Here is a 24,864-nt window from a genome sequence, read left to right on the forward strand (position 1 = left end):
CGCCGCCAGCGTTCATCCTGAGCCAGGATCAAACTCTCGAATAAAATTTGATTCGGATCAAAGATGTTACTGACATCTCTTATCCCTTTTACTGTTTAAAGGTCAGTTCCTTAAATAAAACTTTTCAAAACTTTCAAGGTTGTTTCACTGTTCAGTTATCAAGGTGCTCTGTGTTGCTGCCTTTGTTTCTCAGCGGCAACTTTGATATCATATCACTCAGTCAATCGCTTGTCAACAACTTTTTTATTGTTTCAAAAACTTTTTTCTGAATCCATATGATCGCGGAGAAAGAGGGATTTGAACCCTCGCGCCGGTTAAACCCGACCTACACCCTTAGCAGGGGCGCCTCTTCAGCCTCTTGAGTATTTCTCCGAGCCTGAATAGATCTCTCTATTCATCTATGATTGTCTCCCCTCCGACGCTCTTACGCATCTTACGGGGTAGAACATGATTATTCTATTCAAATCACACCTCTTTGTCAAATAAAAATCCGTCCCTTTCAACCATTTCGCAATGTTTTCTATGGTTTTGTCCGTCTGCCATACAGATTCCGGTATTCCTTCATTTATCCCGCATATTGAGGGTGTAATAATGTATGCCTCAGATTGGATTTTACCAATTGCAATATAAGGAAAGAGCAGACCTGCAATAAGGTCTGCTCCTGATCCTTTCCTTCATCTGCAATGAAGCTGAGGCAACATTGTCAGTCTGCTTCTGTAGCCGGCTCTTCATCTGACGATCCGGAATCGTCCTTCTTGATCGAGTCACTCCGGATAATGAATTTCACTGAACCCTTCATGTCATCGCTGATTCCGGAGAAGCTGTCATAACGCTTGCCTGCACTTCTGAGCGCCTTCATCCTGTCGGCAAGGTCCTTGATATCGCCGTCGAACAGATCGACAATCTTCTGGATCCCTTCATCGTTGAACTTCTTCATGCCGTCCTTCAGCTCTTTCGCGCCATCGTTCAGATCTGAAGCACCATCATCCAGCTTCTTTGCGCCATCGTCCAGATCATCCGCGCCGTCCTTCAGCTGTTTGGTTCCATCATAAAGATCAGAAGCGCCACTGTTCAGCTTGTCATTGTTGTCAACAAGCTGCTTGACACCCTTCTTCGCATCCGCCACGCCACTGTCAAGCTCGGAAGCACCATTTGAAAGCTTCTTTGCTCCGTTATTCACAGCGACCGTGCCGGCAACAAGTGTTCTGGATCCCTTGTGAAGATCCTCCGTTCCATCATAGAGCTGCGATGCACCCGATGCGAGCTGGCTGGTTCCGCTGTGGAGCTGACTGGTTCCACTGTAGAGCGTTGATGCGCCGGATGAGAGCTGAGAGGTCCCGGTCTTCAGGGAAGAAGTACCGGCTGCAAGTGCTCCGGCACCCGTCTTGATCTTGCCGGCAGCATCATCCAGACTGCCTGCACCAGCCGAAACCTGACCAGCACCTGCCTGAAGCTTCTGAAGGCCAGCGCTGAGAGAAGACGCGCCATTTGCTGCGACAGAAAATCCCTGCTGAACCTGCTTGGAGCCGTTGCTTAGATCAGATACTCCCTTCTGAAGCTCCGTAATCTTGTCAGCCAATGCCTTCTGTTTTTCTGTTGTTAAATTCTTTGAAAGCGTCTCCAGATCTGACTGAAGTGCCGTCAGCTTTGTAACCTGAGTTTTCTGATTATCACCTGGCTTGACACCTGCCACCGCCAGAATCATTTGTTTGCTGGCATTGATCTGCTCCCTCTGAGAAAGGACTGTCAGCCCAAGAAGAGCCTGATTCTTTTGTTCTTCATCAATCTTCTTCTGATCTGCCAGGTATACTACACCAGATTCTGCATACTTGATAATTGCATTCTGATTCTCCGCAGAAGGATTCACGGTTACCGTATCTTGAGATTGAACCATTCCTTTATATTGTTTTGCTGCCTGTTCCTGAATAGCCTTCTCTACAGCAGCCTTGATCGCTTTCTGCTGTTCTTCTGTAAGCCCTGCAGCCTGGTTCGAACTTTCTTCTGATGCATTCTCAGCCTGTTCCGCAGCGGATGCACCGGCTCCATTTGCCTGTGCCGCCTCCTGTGCTGTCTCTGTCTTCTGTGATGCTTCCAAAGCAACACTTTCCTGTGACGGAGTGTCTGCCGATGTCGAAGCCGCCGGTTCCGGATCCGTCTGACCTGAAGCTGTGCTGACTGCCTGGGCTCCGGCTGCCGTTTCGCTTGTCTGGGCTGCAGCCGGTGCCTGTGTTTCCGAAGCCTTTTGCTCACGCTGGCCGGAAGAATCGGTATTCTCAGAAGCCAGCAGCTCCTGGTATGCTTTGATCGCTTCCTGATACTGTGCAATCGTATCCTGATAGGACTGGATCGCGGTCTGATAGGACTGAATCGCAGTGTCGTAGTCCGAAGCCGCACTTTGATAGCTGCTCTGGGCAGACTCATAGCTTCCTGCGACTGACCGTGCCGTCCCGACTGCACCGTTTACATCCGCAATGTGACTGCTCATCCCCGGAAGGTTCATGGCTGATACCAGCTTCGAAACCATCGGTGAATAAGCGCTTTCTGCCTGAGAATAGGAAGCAGATGCGGAAGATGCCGCTGCGGCTGCGGCTGTCGCGGCAGACTTTGCGCTGTCTGCCTCACTTGCCGCACTCTGCGCCTGTGATGCAGACTGTTCTGCTGCGCTGTCCGCACTCTGTGCCGCCGCAGATGCTGCGCTGTCGTCTACAGCCTTCTTCTGTGCGTCGTCTGACACAGTTGACGATGCACTGTCAGAAGTTTCTGCAGCTGTACCAGAGGCTGCTGATTCAGATGCAGAAGAAGCTGCTAATTCAGAAGATGCGGCTGATGCAGTCACGGGTACCACAGAAGAAGAGGGTTTCTGTGCTGCTTCCGCCGTCGAATCTGCTGCAGATGCTCCAGGCTTGTTACTCTCCTCTGCTTTTTCGTTCGAAGCAGCCGTACCTTTCTGCCGAAGCTCCTCGATAATATCGGCTGTAATCTGATCTACCAGCTCTTTATTGGATGCCTTTTCCTGTGAAATACCTGCTACCGCGAAGAGATCAATATAGCGCTGATTCAATGTCTGATCGACCTGTGTCAATCCAAGCGCCTGTTCATATTCATCGAAGCTGGTCGCCGTAATCAAACCCGGTGCAGCTGCCAGTGCCTTCGCTCCATCGGACAGGGTACTCAGCATGCCCATCGCCTGCTGCACATCATCTTTCTGCAGCAGTTCAAGAAGTGCAGTCAGTTCCTTCTTTGTCTCCTCACCGTTTACGGAATTATTCAGATCCTCAATCCCCTGGAAGAACGGTGCAGCATCGCTGCCGCCCTTCACCAGTCCCGCTGCCAGCTGCGCTGCTCCGGCTGCTGCCGTATCGGTTCCGCTCTTGAGATCTGCTGCGCCGGCTGAGAGCTTCTTGGTTCCGTCCTTGAGCTGGTCTGCTCCATCAGACAGCTGCGCCGCGCCGCTCTTCAGTGCGGCAGCGCCGCTGTCTGCCTGCTTCGCACCGGTGCTGAGCACCTGCGCACCGCTCTCCAGCCTTGCAGCCCCGCTGTTTGCACTGGAAGCGCCTGAAGACAGCGCCTTCGCGCCATCCTTCAGCTGCTTGGCTCCATTTCTCAGGCTGACAGCTCCATCCTGAAGCTCCCCGGTTCCGTCTGCCAGGCTGGACGCCCCGCTCTTGAGCTGGGCGGTTCCGCTCTTCAGCTTCTTTGTTCCGTCATAGACCTGGGAAACACCGTCCGTATACTCTGACAGACCGTCCTTCAGATCGCCTGCTCCATCCTCAAGATCCCCTGCACCGTCCTTCAACTTGGACGTGCCATCCTTCAGGTCAGAAGTGCCATCCTTGAGATCATTTGTTCCGTCATACAGATCGGAGGTACCGTCCACCAGTTTCTTCGACGCATCCTTGAGGTCTAAGACCTGATCCTGAACCTTGTCAAAGGAGCTTCCCTCGTCGAACTCGTCCAGCACGCTGTCGAGCACATCGTCCATGACAATCGTCATGTTCATGTCCATGCTGAAGTCCGTGACATCCGCCTCCACATCGATGGACTCCGGAATCTTGGAATCATCGATATCGAGATCTTTGTCATCAGAAAGTGCCAGACTCTCCCTCAGTCCCGGAAATGCAAGTCCCACGACTGCCGTGCTGTCGCCTTCCTGGATGACCTTGCCGCTCGAAACCGTTACATTGGACGCACTGCCTTCTGTCAGAAGAAGGCCAGACATTACACCGAACGGGACCTTGACCGTAATCTTCTTCCCGTCCACTGTCTCAGTCTTCGTCTCGTTGTTCGTATATTCAAAATGAATCTTCAGATGCCCGCTCTTCCCTGCAAGGTTCTTCGGATCGATCTGTTTTCCATCGAGCGTGTAGGTGATCTTCACTCCAACCGGAGCCTTCTTGTCAGAATTGCCCTGATAATAGATATCATTGCCGCCCGCTGCCCACGTCAGGTTCTGTCCGTCCTGTGTGAAGGTCTCGTCACCTTTTACGTTCTCAATACCGGTCAGATCAGAGAAGTCCTTCAGGCTGTCATCCTTTTTCAGGTTTTTCAGCCAGTCGCTGACAAGCAGAGACTTCTGATTGCCGCTTGCATCTGTGAAGATATAAACCGTCTCATCCTTCTCGGCTCCGTCACTGTCATCCTTTGCCTTTCCGGATGAAGTTCCATCGCTCTCTGTTTCACTTCCGCCCTCAGCTTCTGTCTCGGACAAGATCTCCGTCTCACTTTTTGCCTTCTGCGATCCGCCTGCAGCCGATGCGGACACAACACCTGTCAGCGTCAATCCCAAGGCCGTCATCGCAGCCAGAAGCTTTCTGAATGTTCCCTTGTAAAGTCCCTTCATAATGTTTCATCCCCTCTTCACATCAAATCAAGCCGTCACTCAAGCCGTCACAAATCCAGTCTGTCAGGTTTCTTTAGCAGACATCTCTTCTCCTGATGCCTCACCTGCTGCCTTTTCCTTCTTCCCTTTCTTTGGAAGAAATCCAAGGCTTGTATGGACAATCAGTCCGTCGCACGCGTACAGAAGCGCCGGCAGGATGAAGACAACCGTTACCATCGAGATCAGAGCACCGCGCGCCAGCAGCGTGCAGAGCGAGCTGATCATGTCAATCTTCGAGTACAAGCTGACGCCGAATGTCGCCCCGAAGAAACTCAGTGCCGACACGAGAATTGAGTTGATGCTCGTCCGGTGTGCGATATAGACAGATTCCTTTCTGCTCTTTCCGGTGGATCGCTCAAACTTATATCGTGTCGTCATCAGGATCGCATAGTCGACCGTCGAACCCAGCTGAATGGTGCCAATGACAATCGAAGCGATGAACGGCAGCGTCTGGTGCATGAAGAACGGAATCGACATGTTGATGAAGATTGCGAACTCGATAGCGGCAACCAGGATAACCGGAAGCGATACAGACTGCAGGACGAAGAAGATGATCACGGCAACCATTGCAATGGATGTCCAGTTGACAACCGTGAAGTCTGTGTTCGTTGTCTCAATCAGATCCTTCGTGCATGGCGCCTCGCCGACCAGCATGCAGTTCTTGTCATAGCCCTTGATGATCTTCTGAATCTGGTCGCACTGCTGGTTCACCTCATCGGAAGCGAGCTTGTAGTTCGACATAATAATGAACATCCGCCAGTTCTTGCTGTTGAACGTATCCCAGAGCTCAGTCGGAATCATTTCCTCGGGAAGCTGGGAGCCGACAATGTTGTCGATTCCGAGTACAGCCGTAACGCCGTCCAGATCCCGGATCTTCTTCTCCATCTGCTCCATGTCCTTGCGGCTGACAGACTGTGGCGCGAGAACCATTTCCGTGGTACTCATGTCAAAATCGTCTTCCAGCTTTGTGTTCGCCTGGACAGAAGGAAGACTCTTCGGAAGTGTCCTCGCCAGATCATAGTAGACGTTCGTGTGGCTCTGCCCATAGGCTGCCGGGAGCCAGATGAGGCCAAACACAACCAGAAGAATCGGATAATACTTCTGTACCCAGTCCGGAATCCACTTGAAATTCGGTATGATCGCCTTGTGCCGCGTCTTCTGGAGGGGCTTGTCCAGCACCAGGATCAGGGCCGGAAGCACCGTGACAACTGTCGCGACACCGAACAGGACACCCTTCGCCATGACAAGCCCGAGGTTGATGCCAAGACGGTATGTCATGAAGCACATCGCCAGGAACCCTGCAACCGTCGTGATGGAGGATCCGATGACCGACGACAGGGTCGCCTTGATGGCGGTTGCCATCGCGTGCTTCGGATCGTCCGGATGGCGGTCTCTCTGTTCGATATAGGAATGCCAGAGGAAAATGGAATAATCCAGCGTCACACCAAGCTGAAGGACTGCAGCCAGTGCCTTCGTGACATAGGAAATCTTTCCGAAAATCCAGTTGGTTCCCATGTTGTAGAGGACTGCCATTCCGATGGATACCAGAAAAAGCAGCGGTGCCATGAAGGAATCCATCGTCAGCTGGAGGACGATCAGACACAATATGACGGCCAGAATCACATAAACCGGTGCTTCCTTATCTGCCAGCGCCTTTGTATCGATCAGGCCCGCCGTCATGCCGCTGATAAAGCACTGCTTCTTCGCAATTTTGCGGAGCGCTTCAATCGCGTCGCCCGACTCATCTGATGATGTTCCCGTTTTCAGGACAACCATCAGAAGCGTCTCATTCTTATCCTCCCGGTAGAACGCGTCCTTGATTTTGTCCGGAAGAACCTCGACCGGGATAGAGATGTCCGCAAAGTCATCATACCAGAGAACCTTCTCGACATGGTCGACCTTCTCCATCTTTTTCTTCATCGCAGCGACATCCTTGAATGGCATGTCCTGTACCATGATGAACGAAAAACCGCCTGTCCCGAACTCGTCCTCCATGATGGACTGCCCCTTCATGGTCTCAAAGCTGTCCGGCAGGTAGCTGAGCATATCATAGTTCGTCTTTGTGCCCAGATAACCGATTACCGAAGGGATCAGCAGGATAAATGCGGCAATCAGAATCACGAATCGCGACTGAACGACCGCCCAACCGAATCTGTTCTTTTTCTTCATACCCTTCATTCACACTCCTCTTTACTGGCAGGTATCTTCCACAACCGCCCTGTTTCTATCGAGTTACAGCATAGTCAGCCAGCCTTACAGGTGAAATATCCAAAACATTACAAGTGTAAATAAAAAACGACACTTCTACAAAAGTGTCGTTTCTACCTTGTCAGTTTGCAAATGTATGTAAAGCTTACGTGCGCAAGCTTCTCAGATATCCTGCGGAAGATCCATCATGGAGTGGCTCGCAATGAAGGAGTACATATCCACCATATCCTCAGGTGGAATCGTCATCCCACGCTCAATCCATCCCATCAGAACAAATGTCAGACTCTGTGCGTAATAATCGGCAATCCACTTTGGCGTCAGCCAGGAATACTTTTTAGACTTGCCAACATGGTTGCTCAGAAAATAACCATTGATCGTCTCCGAAACCAGGTTCTGCACAATGCTCTCAAAGGAATTCTGCCCCTTCGTCCTTGCCACATGGCTGTAAAACTCCTTATTCTTCAGAATTGCTGTGAAGATGAAGGTGACAGCCTCCCGCTGCATATTGTTCCCGAGCAGGATGCGGACAGGTGCAAGAACCTCCTCCCTGCAGATCCACTCAAGGAGCTCATACTTATCCTGAAAATGATTATAAAATGTGACGCGGATCACGCCGGCGCGGTCTGTGATCTCCTTGATGGTAATCTTCTCAACCGGCTTCTCAAGCGCAAGTTCCTTGAAGCTCTCGGCGAGAAGCGTTTTCACTTCTCTTTTCTGCTGCATTGGACAACCTCAGGAATCTCTCTGGAACCGTTTTATCTTATCATTTTTATCGATTGTACGCAACCGGTTGAATGTTAATCCTCCTTCAGAAAGGATGGCGCGATGGAAAATTTCATCTTCTGGTGCGTGACCGGATGACGGAACTGCAGACTTGCCGCGCACAGCTTCAGATTGTAGTCATAAAACAAGCCGGCCGGTCCATACTTTCGGTCCCCGTCGATCGGAAGACCTGCTCCCGCAAGCTGAACCCGGATCTGATGATGCCGTCCGGTATGAAGATGAATTTCAAGAAGTGCCCGCCCTTCCCAGGGCGTATCTGACGGCCAGATCTTCAGTGTGCGGAAGGTCAGCTCCGACCATTTCGCATCCCTTGCCGGTCCCGGCACGATCTGCGTGGTATTTCCGGCAAAGTTTCTCCTCAGATAATTCTGGAGAACTGTCACTGAGTGCTCCGAACGCTTCACCTTTTCACAGGAAGCGCGGTCCTTCAGCAGAACGACAGCCTGGTAGACCTTTCGCATATCCGCATATGCGCCTTCCACCGATGCATCTCCCCCGTTCTCCCACGCCGGTGTCTTCAGCCGATGGCCGCCCTTTGCGTCCTTTCGATGCTGGCGGCCTTGTTCTCGAAGGTTAACCTCCCGCTTCGTCTTTGCCTGAACCTGGCGGCTCAGCTCACTGGCTGCCTGAGGTGTTTTCGCGAAAACGACAAGCCCCTCGACAGGCTGGTCAAGCCTATGGACAATTCCAAGATAGGGTTCCTCTGCACCCGGCGCAGTCTGTCCTTTTTCCTCGCAAAGATGGTTTTTCAGAATCGAAATCAGATCCTTCCGGGAAGCTGTCCCCGCCTGAACCGGAAGACCAGATTCTTTATTCACGACGATGATGTCATCGTCCTCATACAATATTTCCATAGATACCTGCTTGTTTTCGCCTGCCCTATGCCTCCGGCTCATGGTGTTTCAGTAAAACGAAAGGGGCCGGACACTGTCCGACCCCTGAATTGTACAGTTCAATCAGCCGAGATACTTCTTCAGATCATCGACCTTGTCGAGTTTCTCCCACGGAAGATCCAGATCATCGCGGCCAAAGTGTCCGTACGCAGCGGTCTGCTTGTAGATCGGTCTGCGCAGATCCAGCATCTTGATGATTCCTGCCGGACGAAGATCAAAATTCTCACGAACGATATCGGTCAGCTTATCATCTGCAAGCTTGCCGGTTCCGAAGGTATCCACCATGACGGAGGTCGGCTGCGCGACACCGATCGCATAGGACAGCTGAATCTCGCACTTGTCTGCAAGGCCTGCAGCTACGATGTTCTTTGCGACATAGCGCGCCGCGTAAGCTGCGGAACGGTCAACCTTCGTGCAGTCCTTTCCGGAGAAGGCTCCGCCGCCGTGTCTTGCAGCTCCACCGTAGGTGTCGACAATGATCTTGCGGCCGGTCAGACCGGAATCCCCGTGCGGTCCGCCGACAACGAAGCGGCCGGTCGGATTAATGAAGTACTTGGTGTTCTCATCCACAAGGTTCTGCGGAAGGATCGGATCAATGACATACTTGCGCACATCCTCGTGGATCTGCTCCTGTGTGACATCCGGGTCATGCTGGGTGGAAATGACAACCGCGTCGATTCTTGCAACCTTGTCATCGTCGTACTCGACCGTGACCTGACTCTTTCCGTCCGGACGAAGATACTTCAGGGTTCCATCCTTGCGGACCTTCGTCAGCTGGCGGCAAAGCTTGTGCGCGGTGGAAATTGCGAACGGCATATACTCCGGCGTCTCGTTGCAGGCATATCCGAACATCATACCCTGGTCGCCGGCACCGATCTGCTCCAGCTCATCATCGGTCATCTTGTTCTCTTTGACTTCGAGTGACTTGTTGACACCCATCGCGATATCCGGAGACTGCTCATCAATCGCAGTGATGACAGCGCAGGTATCTGCGTCAAATCCATACTTGCCTCTTGTGTAGCCGATCTCACGAACGGTATCACGGACAAGCTTCTGGATATCAACATATGCCTTTGTCGTGATCTCACCCATGACAAAGACAACACCTGTCGTGCAGGCGGTCTCGCAGGCAACACGGCTCATCGGATCCTGTTCCATCAATGCGTCCAGAATCGCGTCTGAAATCTGGTCGCACATCTTATCCGGATGTCCCTCAGTGACGGACTCGGAAGTAAAAAGGTGCTTTTCCATCTTGACTCTCTTTCTGATCGACCAGTCGATCTGCTGAATGCTTTGCTTTTCCTTACTCTCCCTAAGGCTGTCCGGGCATAGCCGGAAGCACTTCCTGCTCCAGTCCGCACGCTGCGATGATCCACATCCTGCCTGTATCACGGTGAGCAGTCTCACCGCGTCCTGGTTCATTGCAGCCGAACATGCGCAGTAAAAAATCCGCCATCGGCGGATCTGAGTACATGTCAAATCCCCTTATTGTTCGAGTTTCCTCGCTCAGGTTGGCACCTTCCCCGCGGGGGGTTGCCGTGGTTTCACAGGTCCTATGTACCTCCGCCACCTCTGAATAAGAGAAAAGCAAAATCTGTATGGTTGTTGATACGACACAGAATGTACATGAAAAAAAAATTCCCGTCAAGGACTTCACTCTCCCTGACGGAAACAGTTCAAAATGTGTGTCCGGTGCAGATATACACACACCGGAACCTGTCGTTCTGCGGTACATTCCGTATTCCTTCCCTCTTTCGGATCCGGGCTGTCGGCATTCATCTCGACGATTCCCTCACGAGAGGGCCGGTCTGCGCTATCAGAATCCGCTGCGCTGCATCAATCCAGACTGATGATATTCAGCTCAGGAGACTGTGCTGTCCAGATAATGCAGATAGCTCTCCACCATCAGCGCAATCTTGAAGGTCAGCGCATCATCGAACTTCCGGATGTCAAGACCGGTAGACTTGTCCAGCTTCTCCAGCCGGTAGACCAGGGTATTGCGGTGGACGAAGAGCTGGCGCGCCGTCTCAGAAACGTTCAGGCTGTTGTCAAAGAACATGTTGATGGTCTGCAGCGTCTCCTCGTCAAATGTATCCGGCTGCTGTTTGGTGAATACCTCCTTGATGAACATCCGGCAGAGGCTCTCCGGAAGCTGGTAGATCAGCCGTCCAATGCCAAGCTTGTTGTACATGTGAACCCGCTCGGCACTGTAAAAGATTTTTCCTACATTTAAGGCCATCCGGGCTTCCTTATACGACCGGGAAACCTGGGAAATATCATGGATGATCGTTCCCGCCGCCACACGCACATCGGTCATGGCTTCGGTATTCAGCGTATCCCGGATGGAGCTGGCTGTCTGCTCGATGGCTTCATAGTTATCACCGCCTGCCTCAAGCTCCTGCACCAGGATAATGCTCTTTTCGTCGACTTCCGTGATGAAGTGTCCTTCCTCATCGGAGAACATGTTCCGCAGAACCTCCATCGACTCGGTATCCTTCTCGTGTCTCGTTTCAATAATGAAGACAACCCGGTTTCGCTCACTGACAATATGGAGCTTCTTCGCACGGTTGTAGATATCGACCAGAAGCAGGTTGTCCAGAAGAAGATTCTGGATAAAGTTTGACTTGTCAAAGCGCTCCCGGTAAGCCATCACCAGATCCTGGAGCTGACTGACACAGATGCGCCCGATCATATGGACATCCTCACCTGCCCCTCTCGCAATCAGGATATATTCTGTCTGATCCTCTTCCCCCATGACCTTGAAGAAATGATGTCCCTGAACTTCCTGACTGTCCGCCGGGGAAGACGCAAACTGCCTGACCGTAGCGGCATCGACATCCTCGCTGCCCTGCGTAGATGCCGCAACAGACCCATCCGTCCCGCGCACCGAGAAATCAATCTTCGTGATCTCCTTCAGCTTCTCGATCGACGACTTGATAATCTGATTTGAAATCATAGATATCTCCCTGCTATTAAACCATAACACTCTTCTGTATGACTTCAGCCCGAACGGCTATATTTCCATCGTTTCTTCGAGTTTACACGGTTTTTCCTCCTGTTGCAAGCATTGCAGGATTCCCTCGCAGGACCTAATACATCACACGACATCCCTTCTCCGCACTCGATGATGAGCGGTCGCCAGGGGCCATGATATGCGGGCAGGCTTGCATCATGGCGCCTGGCTCGTCACCTTCGTAAAAAAGGGAGGCTTCCCGGATGGAAAGCCTCCCTGCCTTATCGGATATTCAACTTATCAGACAGAACCGATCAGTTTGTGATTACCTGTTCGGTCTCCTTGTCAAATACATGAATCTTGGAAGTCTCGATACCGAAGGTCACTTCGCTTCCGGTTCTTGCTTCCGTTCTCGGATTGACGCGCGCGGTCATGTTTGCGCCATTGACGGTGAAGTACAGGAATACCTCTGCGCCGAGCAGCTCATAGACCTCGATCTTTGCCTTGATCGTGGAATCGCACTTTGCGACAAGCTCCGGATCATCATCCAGGTGCTCCGGACGAATACCGAGGACAACTGTCTTTCCAACATATCCGCCATCCACAACCTTCTTCGCCTTCTCAGCCGGAAGATGAACCTTTCCTGCTTCGCCAAGGTCAAGATCGCCGTTCGGAAGAACCTTCGCATCAAGGAAATTCATCTGCGGAGATCCGATGAATCCTGCCGTGAACAGGTTCGACGGCTTGTTATACAGATTCTGCGGCGTATCGACCTGCTGCACAACACCATCCTTCATGACGACGATTCTGGTACCAAGGGTCATAGCCTCCGTCTGGTCATGTGTGACATAGATGATGGTTGCACCCAGTCTCTGATGCAGCTTGGAGATCTCGGTTCTCATCTGGACACGAAGCTTTGCATCCAGGTTGGAGAGCGGCTCATCCATCAGGAAGACCTTGGGGTTACGGACAATAGCACGCCCCATTGCGACACGCTGTCTCTGTCCGCCGGAAAGAGCCTTCGGCTTTCTGTCAAGCAGCTTCTCAAGGTCAAGGATCTTTGCAGCATCTCTGACCTTTCTGTCGATCTCATCCTTCGGCACCTTTCTCAGCTTCAGAGAGAATGCCATGTTGTCATAAACGGTCATATGCGGATACAGAGCATAGCTCTGGAAGACCATTGCGATATCACGATCCTTCGGCTCGACATCATTCATGACCTTGCCGTCGATCTTCAGCGTACCGGAAGAGATTTCCTCAAGCCCTGCAATCATACGAAGCGTCGTAGACTTTCCGCATCCGGATGGTCCGACGAAAATGATAAATTCCTTGTCGGCGATATCAAGATTAAAATCCTTCACAGCCTGGAATCCGTTCGGATAAACCTTGTTGATATGCTCAAGTGATAAGCTTGCCATAGATAACCTCCCACTTTCTATGAAAAACACGAATCAATGATTACCTTGTAATCCCCCCGCTCAGAATACCCCCCAAGCGATGAACCCAGTATATCGCGCCTCAAATATTTTAGCTATTGACGAGTAACACAATTTTTCAACGAAGCTGTTGTGCTTCCATCCAAAGAAAACAAGCGTTCTTCCTGTCAATGTATGAATTGACGAAATAGTGCCTTATTTCATAAACAAAATGACGAACAGCATCATTTTCATATACATTGCCATCATCTCCACAGTACCGTATACTGTAAAAGTCCGGGCTTCTGAACAGACGGTTTCTCCAGAATGGCCGGCGTATGAAAAACGATTACCAGGGAGTTTTACGATGAACTATATTGTCCTTGACCTTGAATGGAATCAGTGTCCCTCAGGAAAGCGCAGAGAAGACCCGAGGCTTCCATTTGAGATCATCGAAATCGGTGCTGTCCGGATGGACGAAGATTTCCGCAGACAGGATGAATTCCATGAGATCATCCGCCCTGTCCTGTACAAGACGCTCCATCACTGCACACGCAGCGTCATTCATATGACGGAGGCGGATTTTATCGGAAAGCGTTCATTCCCAGAGGTCTTTTCTGATTTTCTTGCCTGGTGCGGAGAGGACCCTGTGTTCTGTACATGGGGCCCCGGGGATCTGACAGAGCTCGAGCGGAATGTCTCCTGGCACATACGGCAGAACAATCTCCCGGCAAGCTGGCCGTTTCCGTTTCCCTTTTTCTTCCGCGATGTTCAGAAGATTTTTTCCTATGTGTATGAAGACCACAAGGAACGGCGATCCCTGAAATGGGCTGTCCAGTATCTGAACCTTCCTCAGGATGAAGCCTTCCACGATGCCTTCTCCGACGCTGTCTATACAGCCGAGGTTCTCCGGAAGCTTCCCCGGCAGACGGTGGAGGAGTATACCTCCATCGATACCTACATCACGCCAAAGTGCCGCAGGGAGGAAATCTATGTCAATTACGGCACCTACCGCAAGTTTATATCAAGATCATTCAAAAACCGGGATGACGTGATGAAGGATCCTGTCGTGATCTCCACCTGCTGCCCTGTGTGCGGCAGGAAACTCCGAAGAAAGATCCGCTGGTTCTCTGAGAATGGGAAAAATTATCTGTCCGTCGCCATCTGTCCGGAGCACGGACTAGTGAAGGGAAAAATCAGAATCCGTCAGAATACGGACGGTGAATGGTTTGTCATTAAAACCATCCGCCCGATTACGGATGAAGAATACGAAAAGGTCCGCCGCAGGAAGGAATCGGTTCAGCAGAAGCGGCGGACAAGACGTGCGGCACATAACGTTTTCACACTTCCCTGAATTCGTCCAGAAGCGTGTCGATGGAGGAAAGGAGGCTCTCGACCTTTCCGAACCAGACATCCGGATTCTTCGGACTCTGCAGATCCTCCTCGATTTTATACAGTTCATTCCGGATCCGCTCGATATGGTGCATTCCGGATCCGCCTTCGTACAGGCGACTGCGGGCACGTGCGTTTTCCTGGGGTGATTTCCGCTGAATACCGATCTCATGGTTCGGTTGGATGCCGATGAAGCGATATGTCACAGAAGGCGAGCTGTGATTCATCAGATCCTGAATATAGTAGATGTCTCCTGTCCTTCTGTAATACCGCCAGGCAAATGTTTTCCGCATCGTCGCCGCACAGAGCTCCGGCTGTCCTGCCTTGTTCCCAGCCTGTTTCAAGACCCGGTAGGCCTGCTCTCTGGAGAGCGGCTGCGCTGTGCGCTTACCATATCCACAGATCAGGTACCCTTCCTCGTCTTTTCCTTTGGTGAAATCATCGATCACCGTTCTCAGGTCTGCAGGGATGTAAAACGCGCGCTTTACGTCGCGTGTCCCGATCGATGACGCGATGAAGTCTTTTCCTCTGATATCTCGAACCCTCAGACTCAGAATTTCCTGAAGCTGGAGACCTGTCCCAATCCCTACGAGAAACAAAACCAGATACTTTTGATCGATCTTCTCCAGTTCACTGCAGATGCGCTGAATTGACATCTCATCCTTGATGGGCGCTACCCATTTCATTTTCGAATCCTTTCAGAACATGTCCTGCTTTTTTTGTTTACTGCTTCTTCATCGCCTGGCGCAGCTCCTCCTCGATCTCAGCCGTCGTCTTTTCCTCGATCTCCTGTTCCTTTCTACGGGCTTCTTCCTGTGCCTGGTGCATCTTCTTCCTCAGACGGAAGTTCCGTGTGGAACGAATCAGAAGAATCAGGATCAGCAGCAGGATAACCAACAGGATCATCCCGACTGAGAGAATAATCGCTGTTCTGTGCGCTTCCCAGAAACTCAGCCGTCTCTGATCCAGATTCTGGACGTAGCTGCTGACATTCTGCCATACCTTTTCATTGGTCAGTTGGGCAGCCTCCTGCTTGTCGCCCGTCTCCCCCTCGTTCGCTTTCAGCGTGACACTGGCACTGACCTGCCAGGCACTTGTCAGCTTCAGGTTCACCGGGCTCACCGAAACACAGCGACTCCCGACCGGCCAGCCGCCCAGTGTATAATAAACGGCTCCTTCCGTCGGCTGAATATCAGCTGGCTGTCCGCAGATTGTTCCATACTCACCAGCGAGTGTATTGGTACCGTCGGCTCCCTTGAACGGTGCTGTCTTTACTGCAGTTTTGTCTGTCCCTGCCGGAACCGTCACCATCCCGGAGCCTTTGATGCCGGCAATCTTCTGGGAAAGCTCCGGCGATTCCAGATCCGCGCCGGCTCCAAGGTAATGAACACCCATTGCGTCCGCCAGTGTTATTTCCGTCTTCTGAGTATCTGTCTGAATGTGCGTAAACTGGTCAAATCCGTACTTCAGAAGATCTGTTGTCTCCCGGTAATTCTGCGGTGCCCCATTGCCATGAAGAAGAACACAGACAAGCCGCTTTCCATCCTTCTCACCGAAGGTGACAAGGGTATTCCAGGCGCTCTCCGTAAAACCGGTCTTTCCACCTGTACATACGTCATCGTAATAATCGCTGTCCGTCTGAATCATCTTGTGATGATTGGCTAACACTCTGGAATCTGCCGTCATGTTGGTCGGCTTGATCTCGTACTCTTTCGTAGCAATCAGTTTTCGAAAATTTTCATTATCATAGGCTGCCGCCGCAATCAGTGCGAAATCACGCGCACAGGTGTAATGATCGTCGTTCGGCAGACCACTGGGATTTACAAAATGGCTCACCGTGCAGCCAAGTTCCTGTGCCTTCTGATTCATCAGGTCCGCAAATGCACTGACAGACCCTGAGATATGAACTGCAAGTGCATTCGCTGCGTCATTCGCAGACTCCAGCATCAGCGCATACAGCGCATCCCGGACGGATATCTGTTCCCCCTCCTGCAGGGCGATATTGGACGCATTGTCATCCAGGTCATAGACAGCCGACGTGCAGGTGATCGTATCATCCAGACTCGCATGCTCGAGCGTCAGGAGTGCCGTCAGAATCTTCGTAATAGAAGCAGGATAAAGCTTTCTCTGTATGTTTTTAGCATACACAATCGCACCCGTGTCCAGATCCATGACAATACCGGCTGAAGCCTGGATAGCCTCGCCCTGCGGCCAGCCTGTGACATCATTGGTCTGGACCGGCTCATAGTATTCGTCCGGAATAAATTCTTCCTCCGAACTGTCCTGGCTGTTTTCGCTGTCATCACTGACGACAGGATCTGAAGACCCGTCAGAGACAACATCCTGAGGCGCCTGATCGTCTGTGACATCCGAACCCGCATTGTCATCCGTCACAACTGTGGCGTCTTCTGCATAAGCCAGTCCGGCTGTTCCGGAACCCGCAGCCAGTATGGCGGAAAGAACGAAGACTGTAATCTGCTTGATCCACTTTGCTTTCATGAATATCCCCTTACGAATCAGATAAGCCCGCGAATCGCTTTACGATATACGCGTTTGCCTCTCTCTCCTCATGGTCGTCGAGAGGCTGAAGCGTCCCCTCATATCCTCGTCTTCTCAACGCCCGCAGAAGCAGGTCATCGCAGACATGCGGATTCTTCGGCAGCAGAGGCCCGTGAAGATAGGTTCCGATCACATTGCGGTATATAACGCCCTCCTCATGATCTTTGCCATTGTTGCCATAGCCGAAGACGACCTTTCCGAACGGCTCGACACCCTCCCCCAGATGTGTTCTGCCGCCATGATTTTCAAACCCGACAACCGGATACGGATAACGGTCATTCTTCAGAACAATATTGGATATCAGCCTCGGGGATCCCTGCTCTGTATACAGGTCTGCCAGGTGCAGTCCCTCCATCTTTCCCTCAGGTGTATTGTAATAATGGCCAAGCAGCTGGTACCCGCCGCAGACTGCAATCGTTGTTCCGCCGTCCTCGACGTAATCCCTGAAATCCTTCTGAATCTGCTGGAGCTTCCTGCAGACAATCATCTGTTCCCTGTCAGATCCGCCTCCGAGCAGAACAATGTCCAGATCCGAGAAATCAACCCTGTCATCGATACAGAACCGCCGGACCTCCACATCAAAGCCGCGCCAGACAAGGCGCATCTTCAGACACTGTATATTCCCTCTGTCCCCGTACAGGTTCAGAAGATCAGGATACAGGTGGCCGATTGTAAGCTTCATCTTGCACCCTCCTTTCGGCCTTCCATTTCCCCGAGCATTTTATGCGTACTGTACAGTGCCGTGTAATTGACCAGTACATACAGATTTCCGCAGCCGTCTCTCAGGCGCTTTTCGATGGCGGTCCGCACATCCGCCTCAAGATCAGCATGTATTCCGACATACTTCAGACGAAGCCGCATATCCTGACATCTCAGACCGGAGACCGTGATGGACCGAATGCTCTCATCCGCAAACCGGTCGAAATCGACATCCCACAGCCAGGAGATATCTGTTCCGTCCTGTGCGTTGTCATTGATGACAATGATCAGATCCTTCGGACTTTCATCCTCCATGACGGAAGATATGTTCTGGTTGAAGCCGGCAGGATTCTTCGCCAGATTCAGCAGAACCGTGGACGCTCCGATCCGGAACAGCTCATTCCGCCCGAACTCCGGCCTGTACTTTTTCAGCATCTCATCAAAGTGATCCGTCTTCAAGCCGCAGGTTTTGACCGCCGCATAGCAGGCCAGAATATTGTAAATGTTGTAAAAGCCTCTATAGGAAGCCTCTATATGACGCAGCGACACCTGACCTTCCCCCGCCGCACGCTGCGCAACGTCAAAGGAAAGACCTCCCTTCAGGCTGATGTGGCAGGCGTCAAAGTCCACATCCGGCCGCCTGAATCCACAGTGCGGGCAATGGTAGACGCCTAACTGACTAAAATGATAGAAGTCATAAACCAGACGATGTCCGCATTTCTTGCAGAACTGACCTTCCCGGATTTCATGGTCATTCTCTCTGTGAAAAACCTGCTCGGAAATGCCGTACGTCACAACCTTGTGACCGCTTTCAAGCGCCAGATAACTGCTCAACGAGTCGTCAGCATTGACGATGATGGTCATATCCGGTGCCATGTCCATGGCTTCCTTCAGAAGATTCATCGTGATGTCGATCTCTCCGTAGCGGTCCAGCTGGTCGCGAAACAGATTCGTCAGCACCATATAATCCGGCTTCATATGAGGAAAAACCCGCTTTGCCGAGGCTTCATCGACTTCAATGACGGCATTGTCGGCATCCAGCTTTCCCGATACCTTCGAAGCCAGCACAAATGCAGCCGCCACACCCATCAGCATATTGGATCCGGTGTGATTGCAGACGACCCTTCTCCCCTCCGCCTCATAGGCAGAACAGATCAGATTATTCGTCGTTGTCTTGCCATTCGTTCCGCAGGTGACAAGGATCTCACCCCGCACCTGGGCGGACAGCTTCTTCAGTATGCCCGGGTCAATCTTCATGGCCAGCTTCCCGGCCATCGTAACCCCCTGTTTTCCGGCGATCTTGCAGGCAAAGCTCAGAAGCTTTGCGGATGCGATCGCGATCGATGTTCGAAATCCCATAGCACTCCTCCGGCACCTGGTTCACTGCTGGCCGGAGGTTTCATTCTTTTCTCCGGACTGATACCACGAGGTCACCTTCTCAGACAGATCCCTGATCTGTGCCTGCGCCTGCTCATTTTCTCCATTCAGATCATTGGACAATGCAACGAGGATATAGCCGGGCGACGTCTTTTCATCTTCTGTCACCGGAGCAAAGACAATCGCAGAGTCATTCTCGATGCACCCGAGCCCATACCCGTCTGGCATCTCTCCCGTCTTGTTTCCGGAAAAATAGCCCTCCGGAAGACCAGCCGGGATCTTGGATGTCAGCGTCTGTTTCTTCAGGATATCGAGCATCTTTCCGGAAGCCTCCTCGTTCACAAGCCTCCCCTCATACAGGTCCATGTAAAACTTTCTCACATCTGAAGCAGATGTGTAATTGTCACCCTCGGAAAGATCTGAGGCCATAAACCTTCTGCCAAGTGAAGTGTTTGTATAACCTTCCTCCCTGCAGAACTGGTTCAATCGCTTCTTTCCCGTGTCGAAATCTCCCTGCCCAAGTGCCTCAACCAGCCGGTTTGCAGCATCGTTGTCGCTGACCGTGATCATCTTCTCAATCACATCCCTCAGCTGTCCGCTGTAGCTTTCCCCGAAATTGATGACCGGATCGGTCTTCTCCGGGTAGCATATATATCGGTAGACCGCCCCCATGATGAAAAGCTTGATGACACTGGCGGACTGCATCTTCTCGTTTTCTCTGTATCCGTATGTGTCTTTGCCGTTCAGATCCTCATATGCGAGCGCCCATTTTTCACCGGAAGTCTCCCGTTTCTGAATGGCATCCATCACTGATGAGAACGGACCGGACGTCTCGCCTTCCCGGCTCTCTGTCTCCTCCGGAAGCATTCCATGCTTATGCTCCGTTTCACTTTGATCGGGTATCCTGGTATCGCCACTTTCCTGGATGATCTCGCTGACCTCAGACTCACTTTCCGGACTTTCCACCAGCTCATTGTCCGGGTTATACTCTGTCTCTGTTCCAGACTCCGTTCCGATTTCTGTCTGCCAGGTATCTGTAAACAGCGCATCTGCCGCTGTCTCTGACTGATCGTAATCTGATCCTGAAGAGCGTTCTTTCACCCTGTCACAGGATGAAAGCATTGCCACACTCAACAGAAGAAAGCCCGCAGTCACCCATTTTTCTCTCATTGATGCCCTCCCTTGATTCTGGACATCCGGGAGTTTGTCCGGTTATTCTTCGGAATTCCCGGATTCACCGGACTGTGACTCCTCCATGGACTCCGTCTCATCCTTCGAGGTCTCCCGCACTTTTGCAACCGACACGACCTGTTCGTCATCTCCAAGATTCATCAGCTTCACACCGGATGTGATTCTTCCAAGAATGGATATGTCGCTGCAGCTCATTCTGATGATGACACCATCCGAATTGATCATCATGATCTCATCATCTGTATCTACCGCCATCGCAGCTACGACATCTCCTGTTTTGCCGGTAATCTTATAGCACTTGACACCCTTTCCGCCGCGAATCTGCGGGGAGAATTCATTGATGTCCGTCAGCTTTCCCATTCCCTTGCCAGAGACGGTCAGCATATACGGTGCCTCCGATGCCGTGAGCATCCCGACCACTTCATCTCCATCCTGAAGGGTAATACCGCGAACGCCCATCGATACCCTTCCGGTCAGGCGCGCATCCCCTTCCTGGAAACGGATGCAGGCTCCATATTTCGTCACCAGCAGAATATCCTGGCGGTTATCAGTCGCCATAACGTTGATCAGCTCGTCATCATCTCTCAGAATGATTGCCGTCAGACCATTCTTCCGGACATTGCTGTACTCAGAGACGGATGTTCGCTTGATGATACCCTTTCTGGTCGCCATCACAAGCGTGGCGTCCGGACCGACCTCGTCATCGGAGCCGACCGGGATAACAGCCGATACCTTCTCCTCTGGCTGAAGCTGGAGCAGATTGATGATCGCGGTTCCCCTTGCAGTTCTCCCTGCCTCCGGAATCTCGTAGGTCTTCAGACGGAAGACACGCCCCTTGTTCGTAAAGAACATCAGGTCAGCGTGTGTATCGGTCATCAGAAGCTGATCAATGTAGTCATCCTTCAGCGTCTCGATGCCCTTGATTCCTCTTCCTCCCCTGTTCTGGCTGCGGAAGTTGTCATTGCTCATCCGCTTGATATAGCCCAGCTTCGTCATCGTGATGACAACATCCCGGCGTTCTATCAAATCCTCGATGCCCATGTCATCCGGGGCGAAGCCAATCTTTGTCCTTCTTTCATCCCCGAATTTATCGGAGATCTCCAGCAGTTCTCTTCTGATCACACCGAGCAGTTCCTTCTTATCGGCCAGAATCGCCGTCAGCCGCTCAATCAGCTTCATCAGGGAAGCATACTCTTCCTCAATCTTGCTTCTTTCCAGACCTGTCAGCGTACGCAGGCGCATATCCACAATCGCCTGTGCCTGGACATCATCCAGACCAAACCGCTTCATCAATTCTGTCTTCGCAAGCGCAACGCTCTCACTTCCGCGGATGATCCGAATCACTTCGTCGATATTGTCAAGCGCAATCAGCAGACCTTTCAGGATATGAGCCCGCTCCTTTGCCTTGTTCAGATCATACTTCGTCCTTCTGGTGACGACATCCTCCTGGTGTTTCAGATAGTACTGAAGGATCTCGACAAGATTCAGCACCTTCGGCTTGCCGTCCACAAGCGCCAGCATGATGACACCGAATGTATCCTGCAGCTGCGTATGCATATACAGCCTGTTCAGGACAACATTCGGATTGGCATCCTTTCGGATATCAATTGAAATCCGCATTCCCTCCCGGGAAGACTCATCTGTGATACCGGTAATTCCATCGATCCGCTTGTCCCGGACAAGCTCCGCGATCTTCTCGATCAGGCGCGCCTTGTTCACAAGATACGGAAGCTCCGTGACGACGATCTTGCTCTTTCCGCTCGGCAACGTCTCGATATTTGTGATTGCGCGCACAATGATCTTGCCCCGGCCTGTCCGGTAAGCCTCGCTGATTCCTCTTGTCCCGAGGATCTCCGCCCCTGTCGGAAAATCAGGCCCCTTGATGATCTTCATCACTTCATCGATAGAGGTCTCACGGTCCTCCTCCACACGATTATCGATCATCTTTACGCAGGCACCAATCACTTCTTTCAGATTGTGCGGCGGGATATTCGTCGCCATACCGACGGCAATACCCGTGGTGCCATTCACCAGAAGATTCGGAAAGCGGGCGGGCAGAATCGTCGGCTCCTTCTCCGTCTCATCGAAATTCGGCACAAAGTCGACCGTATCCTTGTTGATATCAGCCAGCATCTGCATCGAGATCTTCGAGAGCCGTGCCTCTGTATACCGCATGGCTGCCGCGCCGTCTCCGTCCACAGATCCGAAGTTTCCGTGACCGTCCACCAGCGGATACCGCATGGACCACTCCTGTGCCATGTTGACCAGGGCTCCGTAGATTGAGGAATCCCCGTGCGGATGGAATTTACCCATTGTATCACCGACGATACGCGCGCACTTTCTGTGTGGCTTGTCGGGTCCGTTGTTCAGCTCGATCATCGCATACAGGATACGCCGCTGCACAGGTTTCAGACCGTCCCTCACATCCGGAAGCGCCCTGGAGGCGATGACCGACATCGAATACATGATGTAGGACTCCTCCATCGTCTTCTGAAGATCCACTTCCCTGATCTGGTCGAATACTTTTTCGTCCATGCTATCTCCCTGTTTCTATCTCTTATACGTCCAGATTGCCGACGCGCTTTGCATTTTCCTCAATAAACTCCCGCCTGGGTTCAACCTGGTCACCCATCAGGGTTGTAAATGTCACATCCACGGAAGACTCATCGTCATCGTCCATTGATACCTGCTTGAGAATGCGCTTTGACGGATCCATCGTAGTTTCCCACAGCTGTTCCGGATCCATCTCTCCCAGTCCCTTGTAACGCTGAATCTTGTTGTTCTGGTCACGCCCGACCTGACTGATAATGTCCGCCAGCTCCTCGTCCGTGTAGGCATACCAGACCTTCTGGTTTTTCTCGAGCTTGTACAGCGGAGGCGTTGCCAGGTAGACATGCCCCTGTTTGATCAGCTCCGGCATGAAGCGGTAGAAGAAGGTCAGCAGAAGCGTCGCGATATGGGCTCCGTCGACATCGGCATCGGTCATGATGATAATCCGGTCATAGCGAAGCTTTGTGATATCAAAATCCTCATGGATTCCGCAGCCAAATGCTGTAATCATCGCCTTGATCTCGGCATTGCCCAGGACACGGTCCAGCCTTGCCTTCTCGACGTTGAGGATCTTTCCTCTGAGCGGAAGGATGGCCTGCGTCGCACGCGCACGCGCTGTCTTTGCGGAGCCTCCTGCGGAATCTCCCTCAACCAGAAAGATCTCACAGTTCTTCGGATCCTTGTCCGTGCAGTCCGCAAGCTTACCCGGGAGAGACATCCCGTCGAGTGCAGACTTTCTCCTCGTCAGGTCCCGCGCCTTCCTGGCCGCGTCCCTGGCTCTCTGCGCCATCACAGACTTCTCGACAATGAGCTTTCCGACCTGCGGATGCTGCTCCAGATAGATGGAAAGCTTCTCTGAAAGAAGACTTTCAACCGCCCCTCTTGCCTCGGAATTGCCAAGCTTCTGCTTGGTCTGCCCTTCAAACTGCGGCTCTGAAATCTTGATGGAAATAACCGCCGTCAGCCCTTCCCGAATGTCATCTCCGGTCAAATTCTCCGCATTGTCCTTGAGCAGCTTCATGGAGCGCGCATAATCGTTGAACGTCTTGGTCAGCGCGTTCCTGAAACCTGTCATATGTGTGCCGCCTTCCGGCGTGATGATATTGTTGACAAATGAATAGACCGATTCGTTGTACCCGTCATTGTGCTGGAAGGCAACCTCGACATAGACGCCATCCTTCATGCCCTCGCAGTCAATGACATCCGGGTAAAGCGGCGTCTTTCCCTTGTTCAGGTACTGAACAAACTCACGGATTCCGCCCTCATAATGAAAAGACCGCTCCTTCGGCGGATTCTCACGCTCATCCGTGAGCGTAATACGAAGTCCCTTTGTCAGGAATGCAACCTCCCGAAGTCTCTGCTTGAGCGTGTCAAAATCAAAGACTGTTGTCTCGAAGACCTCCTTGTCCGGAAGAAAGGTAACCTTCGTTCCTCTCTTGTCCGGCTCGCACTCGCCCACAACCTTCAGGCCGCTGACAGCTCTTCCCCTCTCGTACCGCTGGTAATAGACCTTGCCTTCATGGCAGACCTCCACCTCGAGATACGTGGAAAGCGCATTCACAACGGATGCTCCGACACCGTGGAGACCGCCGGATACCTTGTATCCGCCGCCACCGAACTTCCCGCCGGCATGAAGCACCGTGAAGACAACCTCCACAGCCGGCTTGCCGGTCTTCGAATTGATCCCGACCGGGATGCCGCGTCCGTCATCCGTCACCGTGACCGAATTATCCGGATGGATGATGACGCGGATATGCGTACAGTAGCCGGCAAGCGCCTCATCGACCGAATTGTCCACAATCTCATAGACAAGGTGATGCAGGCCTCTCGCCGAAGTCGAACCAATGTACATCCCAGGCCTCTTTCTGACTGCCTCAAGTCCTTCCAGGATCTGGATCTGGTCCGCCCCGTACTCACCGGTCACTTCCGTATCTTCTGTTCCCATTCCATCCTCCGTACGTACGA

General features: G+C 52.1%; 15 protein-coding genes, 1 tRNA gene and 1 riboswitch. Of the genes, 1 reads left to right on the forward strand and 15 read right to left on the reverse strand.

The window, feature by feature from the left end; genetic code table 11:
* Positions 1-282 precede the first annotated feature (282 nt).
* The 8 genes from FYJ35_RS12545 to FYJ35_RS12580 form a co-directional block, all read right to left on the reverse strand.
* A tRNA-Ser gene (locus FYJ35_RS12545) sits at positions 283-372 on the reverse strand.
* Positions 373-703: 331 nt separating this feature from the next.
* Positions 704-4,840 (reverse strand): hypothetical protein, encoded by a 4,137-nt coding sequence (locus FYJ35_RS12550; RefSeq protein ID WP_154527064.1) that lies wholly within the window; start codon positions 4,838-4,840, stop codon positions 704-706.
* Positions 4,841-4,903: 63 nt separating this feature from the next.
* Positions 4,904-7,057 carry an efflux RND transporter permease subunit gene (locus tag FYJ35_RS12555; protein WP_235906570.1) on the reverse strand — a complete coding sequence of 718 codons (2,154 nt, stop codon included), beginning with the start codon at positions 7,055-7,057 and terminating at the stop codon, positions 4,904-4,906.
* A gap of 192 nt (positions 7,058-7,249) precedes the next feature.
* Positions 7,250-7,810 (reverse strand): TetR/AcrR family transcriptional regulator C-terminal domain-containing protein, encoded by a 561-nt coding sequence (locus FYJ35_RS12560; protein ID WP_154527066.1) that lies wholly within the window; start codon positions 7,808-7,810, stop codon positions 7,250-7,252.
* Between the two features lie 74 nt (positions 7,811-7,884).
* On the reverse strand, positions 7,885-8,724 hold the full coding sequence (locus tag FYJ35_RS12565) for an RluA family pseudouridine synthase (protein ID WP_205839834.1): 840 nt from the start codon (positions 8,722-8,724) through the stop codon (positions 7,885-7,887).
* A 102-nt stretch (positions 8,725-8,826) separates the two neighbouring features.
* Positions 8,827-10,014 carry a methionine adenosyltransferase gene (metK, locus tag FYJ35_RS12570; RefSeq protein WP_154527186.1) on the reverse strand — a complete coding sequence of 396 codons (1,188 nt, stop codon included), beginning with the start codon at positions 10,012-10,014 and terminating at the stop codon, positions 8,827-8,829.
* A 231-nt stretch (positions 10,015-10,245) separates the two neighbouring features.
* Positions 10,246-10,346, reverse strand: a riboswitch (SAM riboswitch).
* A gap of 278 nt (positions 10,347-10,624) precedes the next feature.
* Entirely contained in the window at positions 10,625-11,719 is a 1,095-nt protein-coding gene (locus tag FYJ35_RS12575) for a PucR family transcriptional regulator (RefSeq protein ID WP_154527070.1), read from the reverse strand.
* A gap of 311 nt (positions 11,720-12,030) precedes the next feature.
* Positions 12,031-13,134 (reverse strand): ABC transporter ATP-binding protein, encoded by a 1,104-nt coding sequence (locus FYJ35_RS12580; RefSeq protein WP_154527072.1) that lies wholly within the window; start codon positions 13,132-13,134, stop codon positions 12,031-12,033.
* A 364-nt stretch (positions 13,135-13,498) separates the two neighbouring features.
* Between FYJ35_RS12580 and FYJ35_RS12585 the strand changes: the two genes are divergently transcribed.
* On the forward strand, positions 13,499-14,485 hold the full coding sequence (locus FYJ35_RS12585) for a 3'-5' exonuclease (RefSeq protein ID WP_205839835.1): 987 nt from the start codon (positions 13,499-13,501) through the stop codon (positions 14,483-14,485).
* On the opposite strand, the gene FYJ35_RS12590 is transcribed toward FYJ35_RS12585, so the two are convergent.
* From FYJ35_RS12590 to gyrB, 7 genes are read right to left on the reverse strand one after another with little or no spacing between them, the layout of a single operon-like run.
* Complete coding sequence (locus tag FYJ35_RS12590; protein ID WP_154527076.1) at positions 14,472-15,209, reverse strand: tyrosine-type recombinase/integrase; 738 nt, start codon at positions 15,207-15,209, stop codon at positions 14,472-14,474. The genes FYJ35_RS12585 and FYJ35_RS12590 overlap by 14 nt on opposite strands.
* A 37-nt stretch (positions 15,210-15,246) precedes the next feature.
* Positions 15,247-17,022 carry a D-alanyl-D-alanine carboxypeptidase family protein gene (locus tag FYJ35_RS12595; protein WP_154527078.1) on the reverse strand — a complete coding sequence of 592 codons (1,776 nt, stop codon included), beginning with the start codon at positions 17,020-17,022 and terminating at the stop codon, positions 15,247-15,249.
* 10 nt (positions 17,023-17,032) lie between these two features.
* Positions 17,033-17,764, reverse strand: a complete 732-nt coding sequence (locus FYJ35_RS12600; protein ID WP_154527080.1) for a type 1 glutamine amidotransferase — start codon at positions 17,762-17,764, stop codon at positions 17,033-17,035.
* Positions 17,761-19,140 (reverse strand): MurT ligase domain-containing protein, encoded by a 1,380-nt coding sequence (locus FYJ35_RS12605; RefSeq protein ID WP_154527082.1) that lies wholly within the window; start codon positions 19,138-19,140, stop codon positions 17,761-17,763. Before FYJ35_RS12605 ends, FYJ35_RS12600 begins: the two co-directional genes overlap by 4 nt.
* Positions 19,141-19,161: 21 nt before the next feature.
* Positions 19,162-20,328, reverse strand: coding sequence for a serine hydrolase (locus tag FYJ35_RS12610; protein ID WP_154527084.1), 1,167 nt, complete (start codon positions 20,326-20,328; stop codon positions 19,162-19,164).
* Between the two features lie 42 nt (positions 20,329-20,370).
* The gene (gyrA, locus tag FYJ35_RS12615) at positions 20,371-22,884 is read right to left on the reverse strand and encodes a DNA gyrase subunit A (protein ID WP_154527086.1); all 2,514 of its coding nucleotides are present in this window, start codon (positions 22,882-22,884) and stop codon (positions 20,371-20,373) included.
* A 22-nt stretch (positions 22,885-22,906) separates the two neighbouring features.
* On the reverse strand, positions 22,907-24,844 hold the full coding sequence (gyrB, locus tag FYJ35_RS12620) for a DNA topoisomerase (ATP-hydrolyzing) subunit B (RefSeq protein ID WP_154527088.1): 1,938 nt from the start codon (positions 24,842-24,844) through the stop codon (positions 22,907-22,909).
* Between the last annotated feature and the right edge of the window lie 20 nt (positions 24,845-24,864).

Origin of the sequence: Porcincola intestinalis (genome assembly GCF_009696445.1) — a bacterium.
In the GTDB taxonomy this organism is placed as follows: Bacteria; Bacillota; Clostridia; order Lachnospirales; family Lachnospiraceae; genus Porcincola; species Porcincola intestinalis.